This window comes from Salegentibacter sp. UBA1130 (assembly GCF_002311535.1).
Classification (GTDB): Bacteria; Bacteroidota; Bacteroidia; order Flavobacteriales; family Flavobacteriaceae; genus Salegentibacter; species Salegentibacter agarivorans.
In genome coordinates, this window is record NZ_DCAP01000033.1 from 17,167 (window position 1) to 43,232 (window position 26,066).

At 34.1% G+C, this 26,066-nt stretch carries 21 protein-coding genes; 13 read left to right on the forward strand and 8 right to left on the reverse strand.

Going from position 1 to position 26,066, the window contains the following annotated elements; all coding sequences use genetic code 11:
* Positions 1 to 334: 334 nt before the first annotated feature.
* From B4F31_RS13385 to B4F31_RS13405, 5 genes are all read left to right on the forward strand, one after another.
* Positions 335 to 2,533, forward strand: a complete 2,199-nt coding sequence (locus B4F31_RS13385; protein ID WP_286761495.1) for a peptidase domain-containing ABC transporter — start codon at positions 335 to 337, stop codon at positions 2,531 to 2,533.
* Positions 2,534 to 3,826 carry an HlyD family secretion protein gene (locus B4F31_RS13390; RefSeq protein WP_286761496.1) on the forward strand — a complete coding sequence of 431 codons (1,293 nt, stop codon included), beginning with the start codon at positions 2,534 to 2,536 and terminating at the stop codon, positions 3,824 to 3,826.
* Between the two features lie 484 nt (positions 3,827 to 4,310).
* Positions 4,311 to 5,939: a vitamin K epoxide reductase family protein gene (locus B4F31_RS13395; RefSeq protein ID WP_286761497.1), complete on the forward strand. Its 1,629-nt coding sequence runs from the start codon at positions 4,311 to 4,313 to the stop codon at positions 5,937 to 5,939.
* 1,693 nt (positions 5,940 to 7,632) lie between these two features.
* Entirely contained in the window at positions 7,633 to 8,151 is a 519-nt protein-coding gene (locus B4F31_RS13400; RefSeq protein WP_286761498.1) for a hypothetical protein, read from the forward strand.
* Positions 8,151 to 8,993, forward strand: a complete 843-nt coding sequence (locus B4F31_RS13405) for a tetratricopeptide repeat protein (protein WP_075327704.1) — start codon at positions 8,151 to 8,153, stop codon at positions 8,991 to 8,993. The genes B4F31_RS13400 and B4F31_RS13405 overlap by 1 nt, the downstream gene beginning before the upstream one ends.
* Positions 8,994 to 9,230: 237 nt before the next feature.
* Here the strand turns inward: B4F31_RS13405 and B4F31_RS13410 are convergent, their stop codons facing one another.
* Positions 9,231 to 9,692 (reverse strand): DUF305 domain-containing protein, encoded by a 462-nt coding sequence (locus B4F31_RS13410; RefSeq protein ID WP_075327703.1) that lies wholly within the window; start codon positions 9,690 to 9,692, stop codon positions 9,231 to 9,233.
* A 3-nt stretch (positions 9,693 to 9,695) separates the two neighbouring features.
* The gene (locus tag B4F31_RS13415) at positions 9,696 to 10,247 is read right to left on the reverse strand and encodes a DUF3347 domain-containing protein (RefSeq protein WP_286761499.1); all 552 of its coding nucleotides are present in this window, start codon (positions 10,245 to 10,247) and stop codon (positions 9,696 to 9,698) included.
* A 192-nt stretch (positions 10,248 to 10,439) separates the two neighbouring features.
* Between B4F31_RS13415 and B4F31_RS13420 the strand changes: the two genes are divergently transcribed.
* Positions 10,440 to 11,408 (forward strand): ion channel, encoded by a 969-nt coding sequence (locus B4F31_RS13420; RefSeq protein ID WP_093305792.1) that lies wholly within the window; start codon positions 10,440 to 10,442, stop codon positions 11,406 to 11,408.
* Positions 11,409 to 11,452: 44 nt separating this feature from the next.
* On the opposite strand, the gene B4F31_RS13425 is transcribed toward B4F31_RS13420, so the two are convergent.
* Positions 11,453 to 12,637 carry a PepSY-associated TM helix domain-containing protein gene (locus tag B4F31_RS13425; RefSeq protein ID WP_286761500.1) on the reverse strand — a complete coding sequence of 395 codons (1,185 nt, stop codon included), beginning with the start codon at positions 12,635 to 12,637 and terminating at the stop codon, positions 11,453 to 11,455.
* Positions 12,638 to 12,891: 254 nt separating this feature from the next.
* On the opposite strand from B4F31_RS13425, the gene B4F31_RS13430 reads away from it, so the two are divergent.
* Positions 12,892 to 13,767, forward strand: a complete 876-nt coding sequence (locus B4F31_RS13430) for a DUF808 domain-containing protein (protein WP_093305788.1) — start codon at positions 12,892 to 12,894, stop codon at positions 13,765 to 13,767.
* A 189-nt stretch (positions 13,768 to 13,956) separates the two neighbouring features.
* Here the strand turns inward: B4F31_RS13430 and B4F31_RS13435 are convergent, their stop codons facing one another.
* The 3 genes from B4F31_RS13435 to B4F31_RS13445 all read right to left on the reverse strand — a co-directional run bounded on the left by B4F31_RS13435 (position 13,957) and on the right by B4F31_RS13445 (position 16,778).
* Entirely contained in the window at positions 13,957 to 14,478 is a 522-nt protein-coding gene (locus tag B4F31_RS13435; RefSeq protein ID WP_286761501.1) for a DUF4494 domain-containing protein, read from the reverse strand.
* Between the two features lie 212 nt (positions 14,479 to 14,690).
* Positions 14,691 to 16,001, reverse strand: coding sequence for an alginate export family protein (locus tag B4F31_RS13440; protein WP_075327697.1), 1,311 nt, complete (start codon positions 15,999 to 16,001; stop codon positions 14,691 to 14,693).
* A gap of 330 nt (positions 16,002 to 16,331) precedes the next feature.
* A complete protein-coding gene (locus B4F31_RS13445) occupies positions 16,332 to 16,778 on the reverse strand; it encodes a pyridoxamine 5'-phosphate oxidase family protein (protein WP_083634210.1) in 447 nt (148 codons plus the stop codon).
* Positions 16,779 to 16,868: 90 nt separating this feature from the next.
* On the opposite strand from B4F31_RS13445, the gene B4F31_RS13450 reads away from it, so the two are divergent.
* Together B4F31_RS13450 and B4F31_RS13455 are read left to right on the forward strand one after the other, a co-directional pair.
* Positions 16,869 to 17,249 carry a DUF6660 family protein gene (locus tag B4F31_RS13450; protein WP_075327695.1) on the forward strand — a complete coding sequence of 127 codons (381 nt, stop codon included), beginning with the start codon at positions 16,869 to 16,871 and terminating at the stop codon, positions 17,247 to 17,249.
* Between the two features lie 32 nt (positions 17,250 to 17,281).
* The gene (locus B4F31_RS13455; protein WP_093305784.1) at positions 17,282 to 19,450 is read left to right on the forward strand and encodes a TonB-dependent receptor; all 2,169 of its coding nucleotides are present in this window, start codon (positions 17,282 to 17,284) and stop codon (positions 19,448 to 19,450) included.
* Positions 19,451 to 19,535: 85 nt separating this feature from the next.
* On the opposite strand, the gene B4F31_RS13460 is transcribed toward B4F31_RS13455, so the two are convergent.
* Together B4F31_RS13460 and B4F31_RS13465 are read right to left on the reverse strand one after the other, a co-directional pair.
* The gene (locus B4F31_RS13460) at positions 19,536 to 21,365 is read right to left on the reverse strand and encodes a hypothetical protein (protein ID WP_075327693.1); all 1,830 of its coding nucleotides are present in this window, start codon (positions 21,363 to 21,365) and stop codon (positions 19,536 to 19,538) included.
* Between the two features lie 289 nt (positions 21,366 to 21,654).
* Positions 21,655 to 22,086, reverse strand: coding sequence for a PepSY-like domain-containing protein (locus tag B4F31_RS13465; RefSeq protein ID WP_083634209.1), 432 nt, complete (start codon positions 22,084 to 22,086; stop codon positions 21,655 to 21,657).
* A gap of 245 nt (positions 22,087 to 22,331) precedes the next feature.
* Here B4F31_RS13465 and B4F31_RS13470 point away from each other — a divergent pair, with 245 nt between their 5' ends.
* The 4 genes from B4F31_RS13470 to B4F31_RS13485 all read left to right on the forward strand — a co-directional run bounded on the left by B4F31_RS13470 (position 22,332) and on the right by B4F31_RS13485 (position 26,064).
* Positions 22,332 to 23,531, forward strand: coding sequence for a porin (locus B4F31_RS13470; protein ID WP_075327691.1), 1,200 nt, complete (start codon positions 22,332 to 22,334; stop codon positions 23,529 to 23,531).
* Positions 23,532 to 23,579: 48 nt separating this feature from the next.
* Positions 23,580 to 24,257 carry a response regulator transcription factor gene (locus tag B4F31_RS13475; RefSeq protein WP_075327690.1) on the forward strand — a complete coding sequence of 226 codons (678 nt, stop codon included), beginning with the start codon at positions 23,580 to 23,582 and terminating at the stop codon, positions 24,255 to 24,257.
* Complete coding sequence (locus B4F31_RS13480; protein ID WP_286761502.1) at positions 24,254 to 25,522, forward strand: sensor histidine kinase; 1,269 nt, start codon at positions 24,254 to 24,256, stop codon at positions 25,520 to 25,522. Before B4F31_RS13475 ends, B4F31_RS13480 begins: the two co-directional genes overlap by 4 nt.
* 98 nt (positions 25,523 to 25,620) lie before the next feature.
* Positions 25,621 to 26,064: a PepSY-like domain-containing protein gene (locus B4F31_RS13485; protein ID WP_286761503.1), complete on the forward strand. Its 444-nt coding sequence runs from the start codon at positions 25,621 to 25,623 to the stop codon at positions 26,062 to 26,064.
* The last annotated feature ends 2 nt before the right edge of the window (positions 26,065 to 26,066 follow it).

The following is a 26,066-nucleotide window of genomic DNA, read 5'->3' on the forward strand; positions in this document are numbered from 1 at the left end:
ACAGAGGATTTCTTGGCTGTCCGCATTTAATTTTAAAAAGTACTCTCAGAATATTGTTGAAATAGATAAAAGGGTAACCCGTAACCTTTTTATGGTTGAATTTTCGAATAGTACGTTGGTTTGCTATAACATTGTAAATACCCTTATAAAGGGAATATGTGACTTATATTAAGTGCTTTTAGCGCAAAAGGCATTTTAATAGAGAATTAAAGAAGCGGCTGGTGTACTAAATTTAGATATTAAATTCTCATCTATAAAACCGATTCTCAATACACTCAATACAGAGGACTTTATTTCGAATCAACTTTAAGTATCATTAATCCTAACGAATCATTTGAAAACTGATTTTCCCTTTTATAAACAACCAGACTCCAAAGATTGTGGCCCCACCTGTCTTCGGATTGTAGCTAAACATTATGGAAAACTAATTTCTTTACAAGAGATTCGTGAACTTTCCGAAACAACCAGAGATGGTAGTAACCTTTTGAAATTAAGTGATGCCGCAGAATCTATAGGTTTTAAAACTTTGGGAGCCAAATTGAACTTTAATCAACTTAACGAAGCACCCCTTCCTACAATTGCTTTCTGGAATAATAATCACTTCGTTGTTATTTATAAAATTAAGAAAGGGTTTATTTATATATCTGATCCGTCGTTTGGTCTTATTAAATATACAGTAGAGGAATTTCTTAGTCGTTGGATAGGGGAAAATGCGGAAAAGGATACTAAAGAGGGAATTGTAATGCTTTTAGACCCCACTCCAAGTTTTTTTCAATTAGAGGATGAGGATAATGAAAAAAAATCTTTAAATTTTCTTTTTAAATATCTCTTCAAATATAAAAGCTTACTTATTCAGCTCTGCATAGGATTAATTGTGGGAAGCTTATTGCAACTTATTTTTCCATTTCTTACCCAAAGTATAGTTGATATTGGAATTCAAAATCAGAATATTGATTTTATATACATTATCCTTTTTGCACAGATTATGCTTTTCTTAGGACGTACAAGCGTAGATGTTTTTAGAAGCTGGATTTTACTGCATCTCAGTACTCGTATTAATATTTCATTAGTATCAGATTTTTTTATCAAGCTTATGAAACTGCCTATAAGTTATTTTGATACAAGAATGACCGGTGATATTATGCAGCGAATTAATGATCACAACCGAATTGAGAATTTATTGACCGGTTCCACCTTGAATACTCTTTTTTCCATGGTGAATCTTTTAGTGTTTGGATTAGTATTATTTTACTATAGTTCTACAATTTTTTTGATATTTTCTATTGGAAGTCTGATTTTTATAGGTTGGATTCTTTACTTTCTTAAAAAGAGAAAAGTTTTAGATTACAAACGGTTCTCTCAGTTAAGTGAGGAACAAAGTACGGTAATAGAGCTTATCAATGGAATGCAAGAAATTAAAATGCATAACGCTGAAAAACAGAAGCGATGGAAATGGGAGTTTTTACAGGCTAGATTATTTAAAGTTTCCATAAAAAATCTAAGATTGGAACAAACTCAAGGGGTGGGGTCTTCATTAATAAATGAACTTAAAAATATCCTTATAACTTTTACCTCCGCAGTTCTTGTGATAGAAGGATCTATAAGTTTAGGTATGATGTTATCTATACAGTATATTATTGGTCAATTAAATTCTCCTATCGAGCAATTAGTAGGTTTCATTCGGTCATATCAAGATGCGAAAATCAGTATGGAACGCTTAGGTGAAATTCACGATAAGGAAAATGAAGAGAATACAAATAATCAATCGGTTATTAACTTTAATGATGAGCATGATCTTTATTTAAACGATATATCCTTTAGGTATCCAGGTAGTGAAGAATACGTTATTAATGATCTTAGTATGACAATTGAAAAAAATCAAATTACAGCAATTGTGGGAGGGAGTGGAAGCGGAAAAACTACTCTGATGAAATTACTGTTAAAGTTCTATGATCCTCAGGAAGGAACAATATCGTATGGTAAAAATCATTTTAAAAATATCTCTCACAAGGCTTGGAGAGATAACTGTGGTGTTGTAATGCAGGAAGGTTATGTGTTTAATGATACTATAGCTTATAATATCGCAATTGGGGTGGATATAATTGATCAGGAAAGATTAGTGAAGGCAACTCAGGCAGCTAATATTTATGATTTTATACAATCACTTCCTCTTGGATTCAATACGAAAATCGGAAACGAAGGAATTGGCATAAGTACGGGACAAAAACAACGTCTTTTTATAGCCAGAGCAATATACAAGAATCCAAATTTATTATTCTTTGACGAAGCTACCTCTGCATTAGATGCACATAATGAAAAGCAAATAATGGAAAATTTAAATGCTGTTTTTATTAACAAAACAGTGGTTGTAATTGCGCATAGATTAAGCACAGTTAAAAATGCTGATAAGATTGTTGTAATGGATAAAGGAAGAATTAAAGAATACGGTACACATTGGGAGCTAATTGAGCTTAAAGGAGCATATTATAATTTAGTGAAAGATCAATTAGAACTTGAAAATTTAAAAAATTAAATGCCAATAAACGATAATAAAGATCGGTTAAGTCTAAGGTCTGAAGAAGTTCAAGAGATATTATCTAGACCTCCTAATTGGTTAGTGCGTTGGGGTATCACCATAATTTTTCTTCTTACCTGCTTAGTTTTGCTCCTTAGTTTTTTAATAAGGTACCCAGATTTCATTGAAGCAACTGCTATTGTCACTACGAAAAAGCCTACAGAAAGGGTTGTTGCAAGGTATTCTGGAACATTAGAAAAAGTTTTGGTCAAGAATGGAGATACAGTTCGTCCAGGGGATAGGTTAGCTGTTATTCGGAACACTGCAAAAACTGAAGATGTCAATTTTTTAAAAGCATTAATTGATTCTACAAAAGTAACAGCTCCCCAATTAAATTTCCCTATAAATTCTACTTCAGAATTAGTTTTGGGGGATATTGAGCCTGCGTATATAGCTTTTGAAAGAAGTTATATTGAATATGAACTTTTAAATAGCCTTGATCCATACGCCGGAGAACTAATCAATAATGAACAAACAATAACGGAAATTAAAAATCGGCTTGAAAACCAAATTTCCCAAAAGCGCATTCAGGAACAGGAACTTCAGTTAAAGCTTTCAAATTTCAAGCGTCAGAAACATTTATTTGACAAAGGAATTATTTCAGCCTATGAGTTTGAAAAACAAAAAATAGAACTACTACAGGTTCAGGAACAATTAAAATCTACCGCTATATCTATTTCGCAGCTCAGAGAATCAGTGGCTTCGGGAAATCACATTTTGAATAAAACAAAAATCAATAAACAAGAAGAGCAGAAGATGCTTTTTTCTAATTTTTCCCAATCGTTTTATGGACTAAAAAAAGCTATTAGGGATTGGGAATATATTTACTCTCTAAAGTCTTCTACTTACGGAATATTAAGTTTTCAGGAGTTTTGGGGTGCTAATCAGTTTGTCAATTCAGATGAAACAGTGTTCTCAATTCTACCACTAGGAAATCCTAATTATTTTGGGAAATTAATAGTTCCTTCTCAAAGTGTGGGTAAAATTTCTATTGGACAAAAGGTCCTAATTAAGCTAAATAACTTTCCGTCCGAACAATATGGAACCTTAGTAGGGGAAATAGAAAATTTATCAGTTTCTCCTAATATAGAAGGAAACTATTTTGCATATATATCCTTACCGCAAGGAACCACAACTTCATATAACATTACCTTGTCGCTCGGACAGGAACTTGTTGGAATGGCAGAAATAATCACAGAAGATTTAAGCCTGGCTCAAAGAATTTTTTACAGATTAAAAGATCTTTTTTAGGTTAATTCAATAGTTTTTTTAATGAAACAATTGAATTAATGTAGAATTATTAATAAACCGTAATTATCTTACGGGTGAAATCATCTAATTCCCCCAAAAAAACCAGATTATTGTATTCAAGATATAGATTAGGTCAATAGGATGAAATTAATTCCTCCTCTTTCAGTTTCCTTAATCTCTGATTGGTTGAGAGGGTTTAAGCTACTTGATATAATAGTGGTTTTATGCTTTTCTCTAAAATAATTTTAAAATTAAAATCATATTAGAGAAAAACATTTGTTCTATGAGTACAGTAGAAAGAATGTCAATTTAGGAAATGCCTACCAAATAAATATCAGAATGAAAAGAGAATTAATTGAGAATGGGTTGAATTTTATTAATATATGTATCCTGAGAAATTAACAAACACCAAGGTGAGTTTTCCAAGAAAGAAGCTGGACTATATTTGCGAGAAAACTCTTCAAACCAATAACGAATTCTCTTTATGAACAATCGCTTATTTTTTTTATTAAAGAGTTTTTTACGAAAGAATCATCTAGAGCTAGATTGGGAAGAGTCGAGAATACAATTATTGAGTCATCCGTATTATCCTAGTTTAAATAGCATTACAGATTTATTTTCCCATTTTGATATAAATAACTATGCTTTAAGAGTAAATAATCCTTTAGAGGTTTATTCTCAATTCCCAGATTCTTTTTTAGCTGAGATAGAAGATGGTAGTACCCGTCAACTTGTTTTGGTTTCAAAAAAAATAGATGAAGTTGAGTTGATGTATGATAAGGAGCGAATTGAAAATATTAGTGTAAACAATTTTTTCAATTCATGGACAGGTATTTTGGTTGTTGTTGAGAATGGAGAAAGGAGTGAAAGTTATGGAGGGTTTAATAGCAAAATGGGTAAAATACCTTTTATTGTATATTTTTCCACACTGTTTATGCTAGTTAGTTTATTCATAATAACCGGCCCCTCTTTCTTTGAATTATTATATTTCTCTCTTACTTGTATAGGTCTTTACGTAAGTTATCTAATTGTCAAACAAGAATTAGGATTACATTCAAAAATTTTAAATAAGATTTGTTCAGACGAAAATAAAAATACAAGTTGTGATAAGGTTTTGCACTCAAGGGGATCAACTATTTTTCAGTTTTTAAAGCTTAGCGATGTCGGGCTAGTTTACTTTATAACACAGGCTCTATCAATGATTATATTGGCAAGAATCGATGTACAGCTAACAGCGATTGTACTAGTGAATACTTTAGCTATTCCATTTACTTTTTACTCTTTAATTTATCAATGGAAGATCGCTAAAAGTTGGTGTCCTTTATGTTTAGCTATTGTTGGAATATTATGGCTACAATTTGCCACTTTATCTTTTAATAACTCTGTATGGGAATTGATTCATTTAATTAATTTAAGCTATGTAGTATTTATTGTATGTTTTGCAGTTATAACTTCATTATGGATGGTAATCAAGCCTTTACTAGAAAAGGAGCGACTTTTTAGAAACCTAGAAGTAAAGCATTTAAAGTTTAAACGAAATTTTAAATTATTTAGCGCTGCACTTAATTTGAACTCTAAAATTGATGCCGAAATTCCTTATGTAAATGAACTTGTTTTTGGTAATAAGGGCTCCGATGCCTTATTAAAATTGATCTTTATAACTAATCCGATGTGTGGATTTTGTAAAGAAAGCCACCAACTGTTTCAAAAAATTTTAAAACTTAATAATCCGGATATTCAAATTAAAATTCGGTTTAATGTTCAAGCTACAGATGACAATAATATTGGAAGTAAAATTGCTGCCAGAACTTTAGAATTGTATCATATTGAAAATGAAGAAAGATGCCTTAATGCCCTTTCAGATATTTTTAGTGAAATCGATGGAAAATCCTGGTTGAGAAAATGGGGCGGGTATATTGATAGAAAATATTTTACCACACTAGAATATGAAAAGGAATGGTGTAATGGCAACTTTATAAATTTCACTCCACATTTGTTAGTGAATGGGCAAGGATATCCAGACGAATATGAGAAAATGGATTTGTTATTCTTTATAGATGATTTGATCGAATGTCAGGAAAAGGTAGAAAGGACCCGGTTGTCTTTAAAATAATTTTTAAAAATGCTCCGTATCAAAATATTCTCTCGCGAGGAATAGACACAAACCTTGAGTGTCTAAAATGTTCAAGGCATATATAACTATAAATTTTTTTATTATGAAAAGTCAATTTTTAAATCTAGGTGAAACTTTAAGTAAAACCGAACAGAGACAAATTCAAGGAGGTTATGAACCTAAGGCTTGCGCATCTAATATAGAGTGTGGTCCCGATATGATTTGCACGGATTGGGAAGGCCAAAAGGTATGTAGAAGGTAGGCTCCGTATACCTAAAAAGGGGGGGGAGGCCTCCCCTTTAAAATTTTAAGAGGGGATGTTGGTGCTCGGGCAGAAATTCAAAAAACAAACCATTAGCTTTTTAAAAATGGAACCAAAGATAATTTTCTATTTTTTGAAATAGCTGATTCCTAAACTATTTTCTGTGTTTTGAGACTATACATAACCTTTAAACAGATAAAATTCTCCTAGTTCTCAAAGGACTTGTAATTTTAACTAGTAAAAAGTTACAGGACATTCTAGAATATTGCTGTAATTCATAAAAATTATAATTTTATGAATTCGGATTAAGTTCCTTCGATTTCTTTTCGATATAAAAGAAATGTAATTAGCTGGTTTTTTTGATTAGGTTTAAAAAATGGCTGATAATTAATTGGATAGTAAAAAAAATATAAAACTTTTAGAGGGGCCTAAAGGAGTGATAAGTTAGGGTTTTTCAAATCTTCAATGTAATCAACTTTAAATCTATCCTAGAGATCTAAATCACAAATTCTGTAGAAAGTTCAGGCCAATGGAAATGGCCGGTTCCTCTAGAAAAGAAAGTTGCTTAATTTAATCTCTCTTGCCTAGTACCAGTCAAATACACTTTCCACCTTTTTCTTGATATTGATAGCGCTCTAAACTTCTTCGATAACAGGGAATGTAGAAATTCTGTAAAGAAGCCTTTTTGGTTCTGTTGAAAATTTAGTTCACATATTATAGGCTAAATTCTACAATATTTTTTTAAAATTAGCAGATAATTTTTTGAATATTAGTACCTTTATGAGAAGACGATACAAATGACCTCAAAATTGAGGTTCACAAATCGTCAACATAGAAAATAAGTTATCAGTATTTATAGGCTATTTGAGAAATCGGTGAATCCTGGCAAGGTCACAAATAAAAATCCGCAACGCACTAATTTAAAGTGATTGCGGATTTTTTTTGATCAAAAATTTATATTTTTTAGTTCACATTGCTGCAGTATTATTTCTGCTTTGCTTAAAATCCCTACTCTTCCTTAATATTTAAGCAAAAAATTCAATATTTTTTCTATTTTTAAGATCTCATTAACAAAAATGGCAATCGCTCCCTACACGCTTTTTTCAATAATTAATAACTAAAAAATAAAATATGAGCTTTTTTTCTTTTTTCCCGATTATAATTATGATTGTTTATTTCGCAATAATATTTGGAATACTTTATTTGATCTTTAAGTGGGTTAACAAATTTATCAGTTTACGAGAAGAACAAAATGGGCTCTTAAGAGAGATTATTAATAGAATGGGGGATAATAAATAAGTCATTATAGGATCTATATTTCCAATCTATTAAAGTTTATTTTAAATGGATGTAGGTTTTGAATTTTTAAAATAGATAGAAAGGAATGCTTGTAAAAATTATATGGATCTGTTGGCCATTTGAACAAACCGAATGAAAAAATCACTTTTAATAATATCTACCCTATTTGCTCTGCTAAGTTGCAAATCTGATAGAAAAAATACTGAAAAACAATCATATTCACGCTGGGTTGGTGACATAGCGCAAAATGAAAAGATTGATGATGTAACCTTTAAAGTTTGCAATGGTGATAGTCAGATTCTTCAGTATTTCAATTTAGGCCAGGGTCCTGTTTATGCCGGAGAAAAATCGTCTATTCTAAACACTTTTAAGTCAAAATACGAAACCTTGTCAGATAGTGATCAAAACGGCTTTATCAGGTTGCGTTTTATAGTAAACTGTGAAGGTAAAACAGGCCGATTTAGAGTATTGCAATCTGATGAAAATTTCGAGGAAATTGAGTTTGATAATAAAATAGTTAATCAACTTGTAACTATAACCAAAGGTATTGAAAAATGGGGAATTTTTTACCGCCAGGATGATCCTATTGACTATTATATGTATCTCATTTTTAAAATTAAAGATGGCCAACTAACCGAAATTTTGCCTTAATGAAAAAGCTAAGTTTAATATTATTGGTGTTTTCATTTTCCGGATTATTTGCACAACCCAATTGCGAAGCATACAAATATCAGGGAGACACATTAAAATACGAAGCCTGTATAAAAGCGATGGAGGCTGGAAAGCATTACCAGTTTAGTAAAGAATACCAAACTATTCTGGACGAATCCTTAGCCATAGATCCCACATTCGATTATGCTTACTGGGCAAAATCTATTGCTTATCTTAAAAGTGGAGATTTTGTAACCTGGAAAAAACTTATAGATAAAGCTGTAGAGCTCAACCCAAAAGAACATCTTGGATATAGGGGCTGGTGTCGCTACCAATTTTTTAGAGATTATAAAGGAGCGATTAAGGATATTGAAAAGTTAGATAGTTTGGTAGATTACGACATTGGTCAGGGCCAAAATGGAACTTATCATTTAAACATAGCAAAAGGCTTGTGTTATAAAGGAATTGGGGAAAAAGAAAAAGCAATAGCAATTATTGAAAACCAAATAAAACTAAATGAGGCTGAAGATTTTGTAGGTGCCTATGATTATTTACATCTCGGGGTACTTTATTTAGAAACCGAGAGATTTGAGCAGGCAATTGAATTATTTAAAAAACAATCTCAAAATAATGATTTAGCTGAAAATCAATATTATTCGGCATTAGCTTTTTTGAATTTAGATAAACCCACTGAATATAAATCGTCTTTGGAAAAAGCCAGGAAACTTTACAAGGAAGGAAAGCAAATTTCTGATCCCTATTCAAATCCAATGGATAAAATATACCTTGAAGATATTGAGAATCAATTAAAAAAAGTTTCAAAAAATATAAATGATGAATAAAGCAAGATTTGAAAACTTGATGATCGTAATAATTGCGGCAATTCTTTTAATTGTAAGTTTTCTGAACAAAGAAGAATATAGTCCAATCTCCTTAATTCCTTTGGTATTCCTATTCTTAAGTGGAAAGCTATTTTATAAGGAAAAGCGCAGCAAAGCCTGATTAGAAGTAGAAAAATTAAAATCTATAAATAGGCAGGATATTCTACTGCTACACTACTGGAAATTATTTTCTATGTATTATTCCTCCTCATTTTCCAGTCTATAAATTATTTTCTTCATTTGAGCAATTTCTCTTTTTTGAGCGGCAATAATTTCTTTAGCAAGTTCTTTGGTTTCGGGATCTTCTAAATCGGCTTCCTGGCTGGTTAAAATTGCCGAAGCATGGTGGGGAATCATCCCTTTCATATATTGAACGTCTGAAATCCCGGTTTGTGTACGCATCATATAATAAACAGAACCAAAACCAACTATAGAAACCACTAATATAATTGCGTTAAGGGTTTTGTTCTTATACATCCCCAGCATAAATAATAGCATAATAACCGCCATAGCTGTTATCATTAAAAGTGTCATATACGTTCGCATCGTGCTTAACATCACATATTCAAACTTATCAGCATTTAAGAACATGATGCCGTACATTACTATGAATGAGACTAACATCATTAATCCAAATTTTGCATAATTTCCCTTTTGCATAATTTATTTTTTTGGTTTGATTGTTTCTTTTATACTGCCACATTTCGGCATTTCTTCACCTTTATAAGGATTTTTAATTTCCTCAACTTCTGCAAACCAGAATGCTCCTTTGTTATTAAAAGCCATTGGGCAGTGTTGTTTGTAAATTGTTCCTTCAGAAAGGTTTTGCTTAAATAGGGATTCAACTTCAACAGAAAAATCAGAAAAAGTACTTCTTAACTTTTCAATATCTTCAGCTTTCGCCATTTCTTCCGAAAGAGATTTTAATTCGGCAAAATCATCATCAAAACTGTTTGCAATATTTTGGGAAGCATCTTTAGCAGCTTCCAGGTCATCGTTAAATAAAGCGGTTCGTACTTTTAAATAATAATGATAAACGGTACCTGTCATCCCATCTTTAAAACTGCTGTCGGCAATATCAGGTATTTCTTCTTTCTTTTCTTTAACTTCTTCCTCGGTTTTTACTTCTACGCTTTGCTCTTGTTTTTTATCATTACAGGATGTAAAAACAAAAAACAGTAAGGGAAGCAACCAGTACTTTCTTGTATATTTCATAACTATACTCATAGATTATACATGAGTATCTAAGGTATAGCTTATTAAGCGGGTCTTTTTTAAAATTTTCATAAAAATATAGCCCAGACACTAATCAATGCCAGGCGCTGCTACCAATTTGAATTTATACGAAAGATTAATCAAATTGTTTTTACCTTTAGAAGTCTGAAGAAAAATTTTAAAAAATAATAAATGTCTGGAATATTACTATTTATCGGAATTGTCTTATTACTTATAGCAATTCACGACTTTTTTTTCACCACGCTTTCGGGAAGTGGTACCGGGTTCGTCTCGAGGAATATTTCTATTTTATCTGATAAGATCATTCAGTTTGGGGTAAAGATTTTTGGTAGAAAAACATACAATTATAATGGTTTGTTCGTGAATCTTATGATCCTGTTTTTCTGGCTTCTCCTAATTTGGGGTGGTCTGTTTTTGGTTTTCTCTTCAAATCCCGAAGCTATCACCAATAGCAGTGGTAAAATAGCAAACTTTTGGGAGCGCCTTTATTTTACAAGTTATACGCTATCCACCCTGGGAATGGGAAATTTCACACCAACAACCGCAATATTTGAAATGCTAACCGGTGCATTTTCCTTCTTTGGTTTTATTTTCTTTACCAGTTCAATGACCTATTTTCTCTCGGTTGCATCGGCACTGGTAAATAAAAGAACCCTGTCTAAAAGTATTTATCACCTAGGAAAAACGCCACGGGAAATAGCAACGAATATTTTAAGTTTTGATTCATCTTTCACCTACCAGCAAATCTCAGAGCTACAAAATTTAATAGATAAACATGCGGTAAATCATCACGCATATCCGGTAGTTCATTTTTACAGGCAAAGTAAGAAACGGGACAGTTTTAGTATTAATATTGCAAGGTTAGACGAAGCACTTAGCATTCTTCTTTATTCCATAGAAGAAAATAAATACAGGGAGGAATTAAATGTTCTACGCTCTTCTTTGTCTGATTTCTTAGAAGCTATGGAAAAGAATTTCGCTTCAAATTTATTAATAGGAGATAACGCGGGTGAGTCTTATAATTTTCCTTCGTTAAACTCTAAGAAAGTTGAAAAAGACCTACAAAAACGCAGGAATATATTGGAAGGATTATTTAGAAGTGAAAACTATACCTGGGAAGATATTTTTGCTAAAAGTTGAGGTTGTTCTGAAAACCGGTTCCTGCATAAAGCAATTGTCAATTATTAATTTGAAGTAGCTAAAACCTGTTTTTCCTGCCGTTGGGGAGCTTTTGTTTTCACTTTTCTACCATACCATAAAAGGAAGCCCGTTACCGGCAGGGAGCTACATAATAAGCTAATTAAAAAGGCCAGAGTTTTCCCCGGCAAACCGGCGATTGCGCCCACGTGAATATCGTAGTTCATCCTTAATATTTTCTCGGCTACACCGGCTTCTTCGTAGACCCCGTAAATAGTTTTTGAAGGAATTTCAGTAAGGTCATTCTGGTCGTAAAATCTATAATCTGAATCGTAATAAATGCCATCACTATTGCTAACTTCTACATAAATGCTATGGTTTTCATCATGGGGATAATGAATTTCAAAGTCTTTTGCCCCGGGAAACTTTTCCTTCAAAAAGGGCATTAGTTCTCTAATGGGTTCATCTTTTCCTGGTACATTTTTAAAGCTTCCATTTGTATTTTCAGGAACCGCGAAAACCACTTCTTTTTCTCCTCCAATACCTTTATAAAATACTTTAGCAAAAATTTCAAAAGTCATTACAAGCCCGGTAAAGATGAAAATAACCGCTATAAAACTGGCATAGAAACCAACAATTTGGTGTAAATCGTAATTTTTACGTTTCCACCTGGTGGTTGGTTTCCATTGAAACCAGGTGCGTTGTTTTCTAACTTTTTTGTTTTTAGGCCACCAAAGTATAATGCCAGAAACCAGCATAAGAAAGAAAATAAAAGTACTCCAGGCTACAATTTCGCTTCCTATTTCTTTAGGCAACCATAAATGCATATGACCATCTAAAACAAAATGAAAAAATCCTGATAAATGATCTTCTGTATGAAGAATTTCTCCGGTCCAAGGATGAAGAAATACCGATTGGTAAAATTCCGGTTTTTCTTCATAAAAAATAACTTCTATAGGCTTTTTTCCTCCTCCGTATAATGTGCCGTGAATATATTTTCCAGGAAAAACACTTTGCGCAATATTTTTAGCTTCTAATGGATCTATCTCCGGGTTGGTTTGCGGAACAACTTCTGGCACTTTAGAAGTTAATGCGGTAATTTCTTCCTGAAACGCCCAAAGACAACCGGTAATAGACACTATAAAAACAACTAAACCTGTGGCCAGCCCAAGGTATAAATGAAGGGTTCTAATATATTTTCTGAACTTTTTTCCCGGTTTATTTTTATCCATTACCCAAATTTTAACCCGGCCAGTACCGGATAATCATTGTTGATTTTATATCTAATTAGAATAGGTCTAAATAAATATTAAAGCGAAAGTAAAATGTTCTCTTTTAAAGCACAAATTTTATTTAGAATATTTTTAAATAGAGATCTTCATTGCAGTTAATTCCATAGGGCATTCAATTTGAAAGAATTATTACAATAATATTTAGATTTCAATTTATTAAATACACTTACCTTTCGGCATTAAAGTAAATAATTATGGCGTCAGGAATTTTTGCCCTTTTAGATGATATCGCAGCTTTAATGGACGATGTAGCGGTGATGGGAAAAGTGGCCGGAAAAAAAACAGCAGGACTTTTAGGTGACGATCTTGCGGTTAATGCAGAGAAAGCTTCAGGTTTTATGTCTGCCCGGGAATTACCGGTATTATGGGCAATTACTAAAGGTTCTTTTTTAAACAAGCTTATTATTTTGCCAGCGGCATTTTTGTTAAGTGCTTTTCTGCCATCGGCAATTACCGTTATTCTTATAATTGGCGGGCTCTACTTGGCTTATGAAGGCGCCGAAAAAGTTCACGAGTACTTATTTCCTCATTCTCATAAAAAGGAAAAACCGAAACTCGAAAAACTATCAGAAGAAGAAGTTTTAAGCCGGGAAAAAGAGAAGATAAAATCTGCAATTTTAACCGATTTTATACTTTCGGTAGAAATTGTAATTATTGCCCTGGGTACGGTAGGGCAGGAGCCTTTACTTACGCAAATTCTTGTGGTTACCCTAATTGCGATTATTGCCACCGTAGGGGTTTATGGTATTGTAGCCCTAATTGTAAGAATGGATGAGTTTGGTGCGAAACTTATAAATTTAAACGAGGAAGAAAATAGTTTTTCTGATAAAATTGGTCGATTTCTGGTAAGTGCGCTTCCTAAAGTTATTAAAAGTTTATCGGTGATTGGTACCATAGCTTTGCTTTTGGTTTCGGGAGGAATTTTTGTACACAATCTCGATTTCTTCCACGGTTTATTTGAAAATATTCCTGGAATTATCGTAGAATTTCTAACCGGCCTGGTAGTTGGTTTTGTAGTTTTTGTTATTATAAAACTCGGTATTAAAATCTGGAAGAAATTTAAAAACTAGGTTTTATCTAAACTGAAAATTCTTTAAGAGAAACTTTAAAAAAAGAGGCTGGCTTAAAAGTTTTCAATTCATCATTCTGAACTGGTTTCAGAATCTAAGATGTTTTATAGCAAAAACACTTTAGAATCTAAGGCCAATTGATTTGATACTTTACTTTAAGCCAGCCTATTTCTATTTTGAAAATAAATTTTATACAACTTCTTCAGTATCTTCAGCCGTTTCTGGTTCTGAAGACTCATCGGCATCAAGCACATTAAATTTTTCCAGTTGTTCTTCCTCATCGCTAAAATATGGAAATACATCTAAAATTGGAGATTCCGTAATAGAAGGGATGGAGTAATCTCCCATAGTTTCTTCCATTGCTTTGGTAGTATTTTCAAAAGCCTCTTTCACATCATTCGCCTGGACTAACAGGTAAATATTGGTCTTTTTTTCCTTTCCACTTTCTTCATCTAAAGCCACGAGGGAAACCTTGGATTTAAACCACCTATCAGAATTTTCAAAAGGATGCACTTCAGAAAAATTAGCGACTTTTATATTCATAATTCTAAAATCCTCACTGGTGTAGGCAGTCATCTCTTCGCTAATTCTTGCTTCAGCTTCGGTATAAGATACGGCATCTAAAAGATAGGTATCTGTGGTCATTTTCTGTTCTCCGGTTTCGTGTGTTTTTTTGTATTTCACCTTACATTCAAACCAAATTACGCTCATAATCTATATTTTTTTAGGGCTTCAAAAATAGGATTTAAAAAGCGTCAGCCATTAAATATGCTTAATAGATATTCACAATTTTAAACATATAAGCTGATGAAATTTTTATGTTATATAAAGCCGGCGATAATGATTTGACAATAAATCTTTTAAGACCTTTTTAGATAATTTGAACAGAATTCATTCAGAAATTAATCAGTTAATCGTCTTTTTTAAAACAGTAGACCTATAAACCTATTTTTCATTGTGGGCCTGTACATTAGCATAAGATAGGCCCAGTTTTGCGTTCCGGCCGGGTTCTGTACATTTTGCAAATTTACAAGATTGTTGTCTTGAAAAAACTGGCTGTAACCCGCCTGCAGGGAAACCGATCTATTCAGAATAAATCCAAGGGCGAGATCTGTTTCATAACCAAGATGAAAATCGTCATATCCAGAATAAGGCGTAAAACTGTTGAAAGCATGATTGGTTAGAGACACAAATAACTTCTGATTCAAATTGTACCTCGTCCTAAGAAATATATCCCGTAAACCCACAGAATTTTCGTGCCGGCCGCCAACATAAAAGGTATCCATGTATCCGTTATGGGCGTGGTTAGTACCATACAGCGGAGAGAAAGAATTGTTCTCTCCGTTATTACCGCCAGGGTCTGTGCCGCTAAGCAATTCTATTCCCAGGGTAAATTTTAGATTTTTTCCGTTTTCTGAATCCAGGGGAATGCTTTGAGAAATCTGGGCACTGGCATCAAAAGCATTCACTTTTCTGCCCTGCAAATCTTTACCGAATTGATGATAATAAAAACCTGCTAAGGTTGTATTTCCTAACTGATATTTTAAAGTCGGAAAACCCAGACTTTGCCGGTAATAGATGCCGGTATTAATTACTTCTTCGTTAGTGTCTAATTTAGAATATTGTAATCCATTATTCCAGAAGAGTACCGAAAAATTAAACTTTCCACTAAAATTCTCATACCTCAAAAAATGAGCGACTTTATATTGGTTGGGTGTACTAAAGAAATTCCCGCTTAGGCTTTGGTTATCCTGGTTATAACCTGCCCCGGCGTGTAACTTTGTTGTGCCTTTTTCATATTTTAAGAGTGCGAAATCGTGAGCTCTTCCCTGTAATGCCCAATCTAAATTGCCAAGGAACCTAAAATTATCATAGTTGAGTTCCTGCCGGCCTAATTTGATGCTAAAATTATCAGATAAAAAAGTTTCGGCCCAGGCTTCGTGCAGGGAAAGAAAATTATCGTTGGCTTTTACCTGCGGGGTGTTTCCCCAGGTACGAACATCCTGAATACTCACATAGAATTTAAATTTTTCCAGTTCATATTGTACATTTATACGGGCGCGTTGCGCAATAAAAGCAGCTGCATCCTGGTTCTCTTCAATAAGTTTACCGTAACCGTGGCGGTATTCGCCTCTTTGAACAATTTGCCCGTCAACATTAAACTGGGCATATACACTATTTGTAAATACAAAAAATAACGTAAGTATCAGGTTTACAAGCCTAAAAATTTTCATCAATAAATCTTTTATTTATTTGATAATCGTGATTAAAATACTCCGAAGCTTGCCGCGAAAATTAAACAATTGTTTGCCATATACGCCTCGTGCGTTTGCTGGGATGTGGTTCTAAATAATTGAGATTTTATCCTGGCTGAGTGGGAGCTTTGGCTCTCGGGTCCAGTTCTGGTCTTAGAATAAGTGGAGTAAAATTTCTTCAAATTAATTTTATTAATTTTTCGGGTTTCCCCTGCATATTATAAGTTTAATTAAATGCGGTGGTTTGCTTAATCAAGTGAATTAATAGGCTTAAAATTATTAAAAAATTACAAATTATTTAGCTTTAACCTACTCTCTTTGGCGTCCATTAACTTCATCAATATTAATACGGTAAACTACAGGTGATTCTGAGTTACTTTTACTGGAAAAATTCTCAATAAAATCTGGGCAGGGATTTCCTGTATTTTTTATTACTTTCTTTACGCCTTCAGAAAATAAACGCAGCATATATTTAGCATCTGCTCCTTCTAATTCTTCAAATTTGCCGTACAATAAAACCGATTTCCATTCTTCTAATGATGAAATCTCATCTACCTGAAAAGTGACCAAAGGATTCTTGCGCATGGCTTCAATTTTACCTCCCTGCCCCGAATAGGTTAAAATACTGTGCTGTTCAGGATTATAATAATAGGTAATCGGAATTATTTCTCCTCTTGCCCTGGAAATATAGCCGAGCCTGCCTATATAATTATGGGCGAGTAGCTTAATACTTTCCTCTGTGGTCATAGCTCTCATAATATTTAATTTAGAAGGTGAATAATAACGATAAGAAATAATTCTGCTTTAAAATTCGGTCTAATTTATTGCGGAATCTCGAAATTAAATATGACGGATATCATTAAAAATAATCTTCCTTCTCAGGAATTTCTTACTTTTGAAAATATGAAAATCCTGGCAACTTTTTTAGGCATATTTTGCTTGCTTGTTTCAGCATATCCTTGCTGTATAGGCGATGATTGTGAATCAGCTTCTGAGATAAAAATTTCTGAAAATCAGGATCAGCAAAACGATGATTGCGCCTTATGCTCTCCTTTTATAAGCTGCGGAAGTTGTACGGGTTTTATTCCAAATACAGATGAAATTGTGACGGTCCCTGACCTTCACCCCATACCATTTTCAAATTTATTCGGACTCACTTTTAAAAGTGTTGAAGCCGATTATGCCGAAAGAGTTTGGCAACCGCCAAAACAGGTTATTATTTCTTGAAAACAGAATTAATAATAACCTAAATTTTCATAATGATTAAAATCTTATTTAAACTGGCGATCTTCCTGGTCGCTTTTAACGCTGTGGGACAAAATTCCCTGGAAGCCATAATTAAAAATGCTGAAGATAAAATGCCTTTACTTGGGGCTAATGCGGTAGTTTCGGGAACAGATATTGGAGCCACTGCAAATATAGACGGCGAAGTTACTTTAACCAAAATCCCAAATGGTAAACAAACAATTGTATTTAGTTTTGTGGGTTTTGCTTCAGAAGAAATCACGTTGGATTTTCCCAGAGCCACCCAGGATACGTTGGAAATTTTTCTTGAACCCGGCGGGGAAGAAATGGAAGAAGTTATTATTCAATCTACCCGTTCCCGGCGTAGTATTGCCGATTTACCTACGCGGGTAGAAGTAATTTCTGGCGAAGAACTCACCGAAAAAGGAAATATGAAACCCGGTGACATTAGGATGTTGCTCAACGAAACTACGGGAATTCAAACTCAGCAAACTTCAGCAATTTCCGGTAATTCAAGTATTAGAATCCAGGGGCTGGATGGAAAATATACACAGCTATTAAAAGACGGATATCCGCTTTATTCCGGTTTTTCAGGTGGTCTCAGCTTGCTTCAAATTGTACCTTTAGACCTGCAACAGGTTGAGGTAATTAAAGGTTCTTCGTCTACTCTGTACGGCGGTGGAGCCATAGCCGGACTGGTAAATCTTATTTCCAAAACTCCGGGAGAGGAAAGAGAACTTAATTTTATGCTGAATGCAACCTCAGCATTGGGCCTGGATCTTAGCGGATTTTATGCTGATACCTATGGGAAATTGGGGACTACGGTTTTTGCTTCTTACAACCTTGGATCTCCTTACGACCCTGCAGATATTGGTTTAACCGCTATTCCTGAATTTAATCGTTATACTATAAATCCCAGGGTGTTTTACGAGTTTTCAGAAAATACGAAGTTAGATGTGGGAGTGAATACTACGGTTGAAGAACGCACCGGTGGGAATATAGCTTACCTGGAAGGTGAAGACGTGGAAGACCCATTTTTTGAGAGAAATAATACGGCTAGAACCACTTTACAGTCTGGTTTTGAGCATTCGTGGAATGATGATAATCGCTTTAACCTAAAAAATAGTTTCAGTTTTTTTGACCGGGAAATTCAAACCGGTGACTATATTTTTGCAGGGAACCAGTTTGCCTCTTATAATGAAGCTTCTGTAGTTTTGGGTGGTGATAAAATGGAATGGATTGGTGGCCTCAATTTATGGGTAGATAGCTTTGAACAGGATATTTTAACTGATGCTCCCGTGGTAGATTATGAGCATCTAACGTATGGAGCTTTTGTTCAGAATAATTGGCGGGCTACTGACTGGTTTCAACTGGAAAGCGGACTTAGAACAGATTATCAAAATGAATATGGATGGTTTGTTTTACCAAGAATCTCGGCAATGTTCACAATTTCTGATGCCATTACCACTAGGATTGGAGGAGGAATGGGCTACAAAACACCTTCGGTTTTTACCGAAGATGCAGAACGACTTCAATTTAGAAATGTGATGCCTATTGATGTGAGCACTACCCAAGCCGAAAATTCCATTGGGGGAAATTTTGATATTAATTACCGAACCGAACTTTTTGAAACTATAGAATTTACAAGCAATACACTTTTCTTTTATACTAAAATTGATAAGCCCATAATTCTTGAAAATACTGCAGAAGGCGTTTTTGAATATTTACAACCAAACGGGTTTGTGGAAAGCAGGGGAATAGAAGCAAATTTAAAGTTTGGCTATAAAGATTTTAAATTATTTACCGGTTATACTTATGCAGATGTAGACCGCACTGAGAACGGAAATACCTTTGAAATGCCGCTGGTTTCCAAACACCGTTTAAATAATGTTTTGATGTATGAGCAGCATGAAAAACTTAAAATTGGTTTGGAGGGTTATTATTTTAGTCCGCAGCAGTTAAGCGACGGCGCAACCGGACAGGAATACTGGATTTTTGGTTTAATGATGGAAAAGTTATGGGAAGATTTCTCAATTTTCCTGAATTTCGAAAACTTTACCGATACCCGTCAAACCCGGTTTGATTCTATATATACCGGTTCTATTTCCAATCCTCAATTTAGGGATATTTATGCCCCGGTTGATGGTTTTGTAGTAAATGGAGGGATAAAATTATTTTTATAAATAAAAACCTGTTTTAAAGCGGAAGTTTCTTGCTTCCGCTTTAAAAAACAGGTAAAAAGTCGTCTTTCTAAATTTATTTTAGAATCTAAGTTGAAATCGCTCTTGAAACTTTCGGTTCTAAATTTATTCCGGTTAGAGAATCTTTTAGTTCTTCCAATTCCCCCAGCAGTTGATTTTTACTTTGTTGAAAAAGATTGGTTTTATTCGTAAATAATTCCTGATAATAGGAGATTCCGTCTAAAAGGTTAAGCTTGAATTTTTCTAATTTTTTCTTCTGTTTCGTAGAAGGTTCATCCATAAATTCTTCAATTTCATTCTTGAAATAGTCCAGGTAAATTTTTAATTCTTTTACAAACATATTAGGCCGGTTAGGCATCTCCATCACAGAAATTTTTCCGTAGATATGTTGTATCATTTTTGAGAGCGATACAACTTTTGAGAAATACGCCATATTTGGCCCGGGACAAATGGCAACGCCCTGTGCCTGGCCTTTTATTCTAATATCGTTTTCAAGAAAAGAGGCATTTCCCAACCCAACACATAAACAGGCTTTTTCGGTAATTTTGTTCTTCTTTTTTTCTAATACCTCCTGGGAGAAATTATCTTTCTTATCTTCCAGTTCTTTAAGCTTTATATCCTGAAATTTTTTAGAAGCAGAACAAATTCCTTTCTCATCGTATTCTTTACTTAGGGCCAGAAATTTTTTAGGGCAGGAACTACCGCTTTTATTTTCAGCAATTCGTTTTTCTTTTAGTTGTTCATTGGTGGTTCCCCTCACGGTGTTGAATGGTATGCCCAAAGGTGAAATATGACTTAGATAAAGATCTTTTTCTTTTGCTTTTACCAGTAATTTACGCGTTTCAATATCAACTGATGTAGCTTCAGGTACCAGTAAGAATGGCGTTCCCCAACCTACAGAAGATACCTTGTAATGCTCCAGCAAGAAGTTATGTTCTTCAGCCGTACCAACCCCGCCCTGAACTGTTATTTTAAGGTCAAGAGGTTTCTGAGGAACCGGAATTTCTTTCTGCTCTAAAGCTTTGCTCATTAATTGATGAGCCGATTGAACAAGTTCATCCTTTTTCTGATTAAATTCTTCCAGAATTGGCCCCAACAGGTGACCATCGGTAGCAAAGGCGTGGCCGCCGCAGTTTAAGCCCGATTCAATTCTATATTCTGAAACCCATAAACCTTTTTTGGCCAGGTAATTTCCCTGGATTGAAGCCGATCTAAAATCGCTTACTTTCAGGATAATTTTCTTTTTAAGCTTGCCACTTGCATCAGGAAAGAAATCTTTGAAATTTTCAAAATAGCTATAAAGCCTGGGGTTTAATCCTGCCGAAAGTACAATAGAAGAGGAAAGTTTCGAATTGGCAAATCCGCGTAGCGCAGCATGGGCATCATTGAATTCTACCGGCAACTGCTCGTTTTTAGCGAAATTATCCTTATCAATTTTCGCCATAATATTTACATCTATACTGCCGGGGCTAAGATGGTTTTCAATATATGTACTCAATTTTTCTTTCGCATCGGCGCCGTTATCCAGCAAATTTTGAAAACCTTGCTTGATTTCAGAATGATTAGGCAATATGGAAAGGTAATTTTCTAAAGCTGTTTTGCTTTCTGTCAATTCCTTTTTAAAACTCTCAAACTTATCCTGAACGATATTGTTTACCAGGTCTAAATAAGAGGTAATACGTGCTGCGCGGGAATCGGGATTTTTCTTCGGAATTTCTTTATAAGGCAAATTAAATTTCTTGCTGTAAAAGGCGTTCATTTTTTCAATAAGCTCGTCGTCTATAATTGAAATTACCGAAGATATTCCATATTTAGCGACCCGTAGCGGACTGTCAATTGTAAAAGCTGTTCCCATTACCGGGATATGAAAACTGTGCATTTGGTTTGTTTTGGTCATATTCTAATAATTATTTGCGGCGTAGGCTAAATTAAGCCTGGCCGATCCTATTTAAAATAAGGAGTTAAGATTGCAATTTGTAAAGGAAAGAAGTTGAAAACTGCTAAAATATGACCCGCATCATATTTAGAATATTAAGTGAAGGGTGAGCTGTTGTTGTGAGAGTTTCCTGATTAAGGCGTGAGGATTTTAAAAGAATTTACGGAAAAATATTCTAAAAAAAAGCGCCCATAGGTCTATAACCAATGGGCGCTTTTACATTAATAATCTATTAAAAAACTCGAATAACTTAGTCTACTTTTCTAAAGTTACCTTCGCCATCAAATTCAAGTTCGGTACCGTCAGCCAGTTCTATTTCCTGCTCTTTTTTCTGTTTTTCCCATCCAATTACCTGTGCATCAGCATAATTTTCTTGCAAATAAGAAGCCATTTTAGATGGCAGGGCAGAAGTAGGTATTACTACATCGGTTTGGCTTTCAATTTCAGAAATATTTCCATTTTCGTCAAAATCCAGTTCAAGGCCGTTAGAAAGAACTACTTCAAATTTTTCATCTTCCCAAATTTTCCATTTACTATTTTCTTTAACCTCTTTTACATCAGCAGAAGAAAAATTCTGTTGAATATATTCCTGGGCTGTAGAGGGTAAATTATTTGTATTTGTTTGTGCAAAAATTCCCATTGTACACAATGCGAAAATTCCTGATAAAATTACTCTTTTCATAATATTTGTTTCTTTATTCGATGCGAAGTAAGCCTTCAAATCTGGAAAGAATTTGGAATTTGACAGTTATAAATCCTAAAATTCTGCCAAATTTTCTATTTTAAAGTTTGGTATACCTTCCCATTTTTTTCCAGTTTTGAGATTCATATTTGTATTTTTTGGGAGAATTGTAAAAAAAGTGTCAGATTTGAAACTTATATATTATTCTTGCAAATTATAAGGTTTCAAGCAGATAAACATATTCCATGAAGATTCAACATTTACTTATTCTAAGCTCAATTTTATTCTTTAGTAATGCGCAAGCCCAGGATATTACCGAAAACAGTTTTGGGAATGGGATAATAAATACGGTGGCAAGAGATAGTTCTTTCAGCCTAAGGTTTGGAGCAAGATTTCAATCTCTATTTGTGAATGAATGGCGCGACTCTGAATTTGAAGGATTTGAATCAGAAAGCTCTAATATTCTAATTAGGCGTGCCAGATTAAAATTTGATGGTTTTGCTTATTCTCCCAAATTAAAATATAAAATTGAGTTAGGGCTATCTAACCGGGATATTTCGGGAGGTTCAGAATTTACAAATAATACGCCCCGGTACATACTTGATGCGGTTTTAAAGTGGAATTTCTATGAGAATTTTGTGTTATGGGCCGGCCAAGCTAAATTGCCGGGCAACAGGGAACGTGTAGTATCTTCTGGAGACCTGCAGTTTGTAGACAGGTCTTTATTAAATAGCAGGTTTAATATAGACAGGGATATTGGGGTACAATTACACCATAAAATCTATTTGGGGAACCAATTTGTAGTAAAAGAAATTTTTGCTTTTTCACAGGGGGAAGGAAGAAATGTAGTGACCGGCAATCTTGGCGGTTTTCAATATACGGGACGCCTGGAAGCTTTACCTTTTGGAGAATTTCAGGATTATAGAGAGGCTTCTTTAGAAAGGTATGAAACGCCTAAATTAGCAATGGGCGTTACTTATGATCATAATAACGATGCGGTAAAAACCCGCTCTAATATGGGGGCATATATGTTTACCGAAAACGGTTTACATTCGACCGATATTTCTACCTTCTTTGCAGACTTTATGTTTAAATATAAAGGAATATCAGTTTTAGGTGAATTTGCTCACCGGGATGCCGAGAATCCTATAGCGATAGAAGAAGATGGAACGCGCACCGGTGCCGTTGTAAATGTGGGGAATTCCATTAACCTGCAAGGTGGATATTTATTTGATAATAATATAGAAGTTGTAGGTAGGTTCACCCAGGTGAAAGAAGATATTATAGGCTCCCTGTTTCCTAACGAAAAACAGTATACTTTGGGACTTTCTAAATATTTAGCTAAGCATAAATTAAAAATACAAACCGATTTAAGTTTTAGAGATAGCCCAGATCCAGAATGGAATAATCTAATGTACAGGCTTCAGATAGATTTCCATTTATAATCTTTATAGGTGCGAAGACAAACTAACTGAAGTTTTAAAAATATAGCCATGAAAATTCTAATTGTAGAAGACGAACAGGATATGTTGCAGAACATGAAAGATTTTCTATTAAAAGAGAATTTTGTGGTAGAAACAGCAGAAAGTATCGCCGAGGCTCGTAATAAAATTGGGGTTTATACCTACGATTGTATTTTGCTGGATATTAATTTAAAAGACGGTAGTGGCTTTCAGCTTTTGGAAGAATTGAAGCGAAAGAATATAGAAGACGGGGTAATTATTGTTTCTGCCAGGAATTCTTTAGACGACAGGCTGGAAGGTCTAAACCTCGGTGCCGACGATTATCTCGCCAAGCCTTTTCATATGGCAGAGTTAAATGCCCGCGTAAAAGCTGTATTAAGAAGACGCCAGTTTAACGGGAATAATAAAATAAAGATTGGCAACCTTAGTATAGACCTGGACGAGCACGAAGCAAGTATAGATGATAATCCCTTAAATTTAAACCGAAAAGAATACGAAATTCTATTATTCTTTACATCAAACCAAAACAGGCTGGTAAATAAATCGGCTTTGGCAGAACACGTTTGGGGCGATCATATAGACCAGGCCGATAGTTTTGAATTTATATATTCCCAGATTAAAAATCTTCGGAAAAAACTAAAAACCGCCGGTGCCGATATAGAAATTAAAGCGGTTTATGGAATTGGCTATAAATTAATTACCCAATGAAATTATTAAATTATACCACCAGTTATTTTTCGGCAATACTGCTGGTTCTGTTGGGGATATGGGCGGTAATTTTCTACCTGGAAATGCTGGATGAAATTTATGACAGCCTGGACGATGGCCTGGATAATCAAAAAATGCTGGTGATTAAACGGGCAAAACAAGATGCTGAGTTACTTCAACGTTCACAATTCAAAGATGGCAATTATACCATACGGCCTATAGATAAAAATAGCGCGATAAGTTTTAAAGATTTTTATCGTGATACGCTTATGTATATGCATAACGAAGATGAATATGAACCGGTAAGGCTGCTGGAAACCGTTTTTAAAAAAGATGACGAATTTTATAAGCTGAAAATTATAACTTCTATGGTCGAGGAAGACGACCTTATTGAAGATTTACTGTTTTCCCTTATTCTTCTTTATGTAGGCTTGATTTTGAGTATAGTTTTACTCAATAATTTAATCCTGAAGAAAATTTGGAACCCGTTTTATACTTTGTTGCAACAGCTCAAAGACTTCAGGCTTGGGAAAGATCAAAAAATTGAAACTGTTCCTTCAAATATTGATGAATTTAACCTGCTAAATACACGCGTAGAGCAAATGCTGGGAAAATCTATTTCCAGTTATAACAGCCAGAAACAATTTATAGAAAATGCCGCACACGAATTACAAACTCCTTTGGCTATTAGCATCAATAAACTGGAGTTGCTAGTAGAAAAGGAAGAATTAAACGAGGAGCAAATTGAGTTAGTAGCTTCAGTTTTAAATAACTTAGAGGGTTTAACCCGAATGAACAAGTCTTTGCTTTTGCTTTCTAAAATTGAAAATCAGCAATTTCCGGAGGAAGAAATAGTAGATTTCAATGCGGTAATTACCGACTTAAAAAGTGATTTTGAAGACCTTGCCGGTCATAAAGAAATGAAGATTAATTTAAAAAGTACGACTTCATTAAAATATAAAATGAATAAAGGCCTGGCGAGAATTTTGCTTTCAAATTTGTTGAAAAATGCTATTATTCACGGCCAAAGAAATAGTGAGATTGAAATAGAAATTTCTGCAAAAAACTTTATTATACGTAATACTGCCAATAACGGTGCTTTAGATCCAGAAAAAGTATTTTCACGCTTTCAAAAAGATTCTTCTTCCAAAACTTCCACGGGAATAGGATTGGCCATTGCCCAAACCATTGCTAAAAAGTATGAGTTTCAGTTAACCTATTACTACGAACAAAAACACACTTTTCAACTAAGATTTCCGCGCTAAACTGGTATTTATTTCCTAAATAAAATCCTGCACCTCAATAATTCCAGATTTCTTCCAGTATTGTAGTTCAACTTTGTTTAAAATTAAAAATTATAAAGATGAAAAAGTCAATTTTTTTAATCCTGGCTATCGCCATGGGATTTACCGCTTGCGAAGATGATGATATGCGAAATTCTGAGATCCCTTCAGTAGTATTAAATGGGTTTACCGAACAATTTCCTGATGCAAAAGGTGTAGAATGGGAGAAGAAAGCCGATATCTATGAAGCCGAATTTGATATTGATAATGTAGATCATGAAGCAATTCTAAATACTGAAGGAAGTCTTTTGAAGTATAAATACGACATTGTGTACGAGGAACTTCCTGAAGCAATAAAAACTACAATCACTACCGATTATGATAAAACCAAAGTAGATGAGGTAGAGTTGCTTAAAATTTCTGAAAACACTTATTACCAGGTAGATTTTGATGAAGAGCCAACCGATACTAAGATTATTTTTGAAGAAACGGGAGCGGTGAATACGGAAGTTACCACCTGGTAATT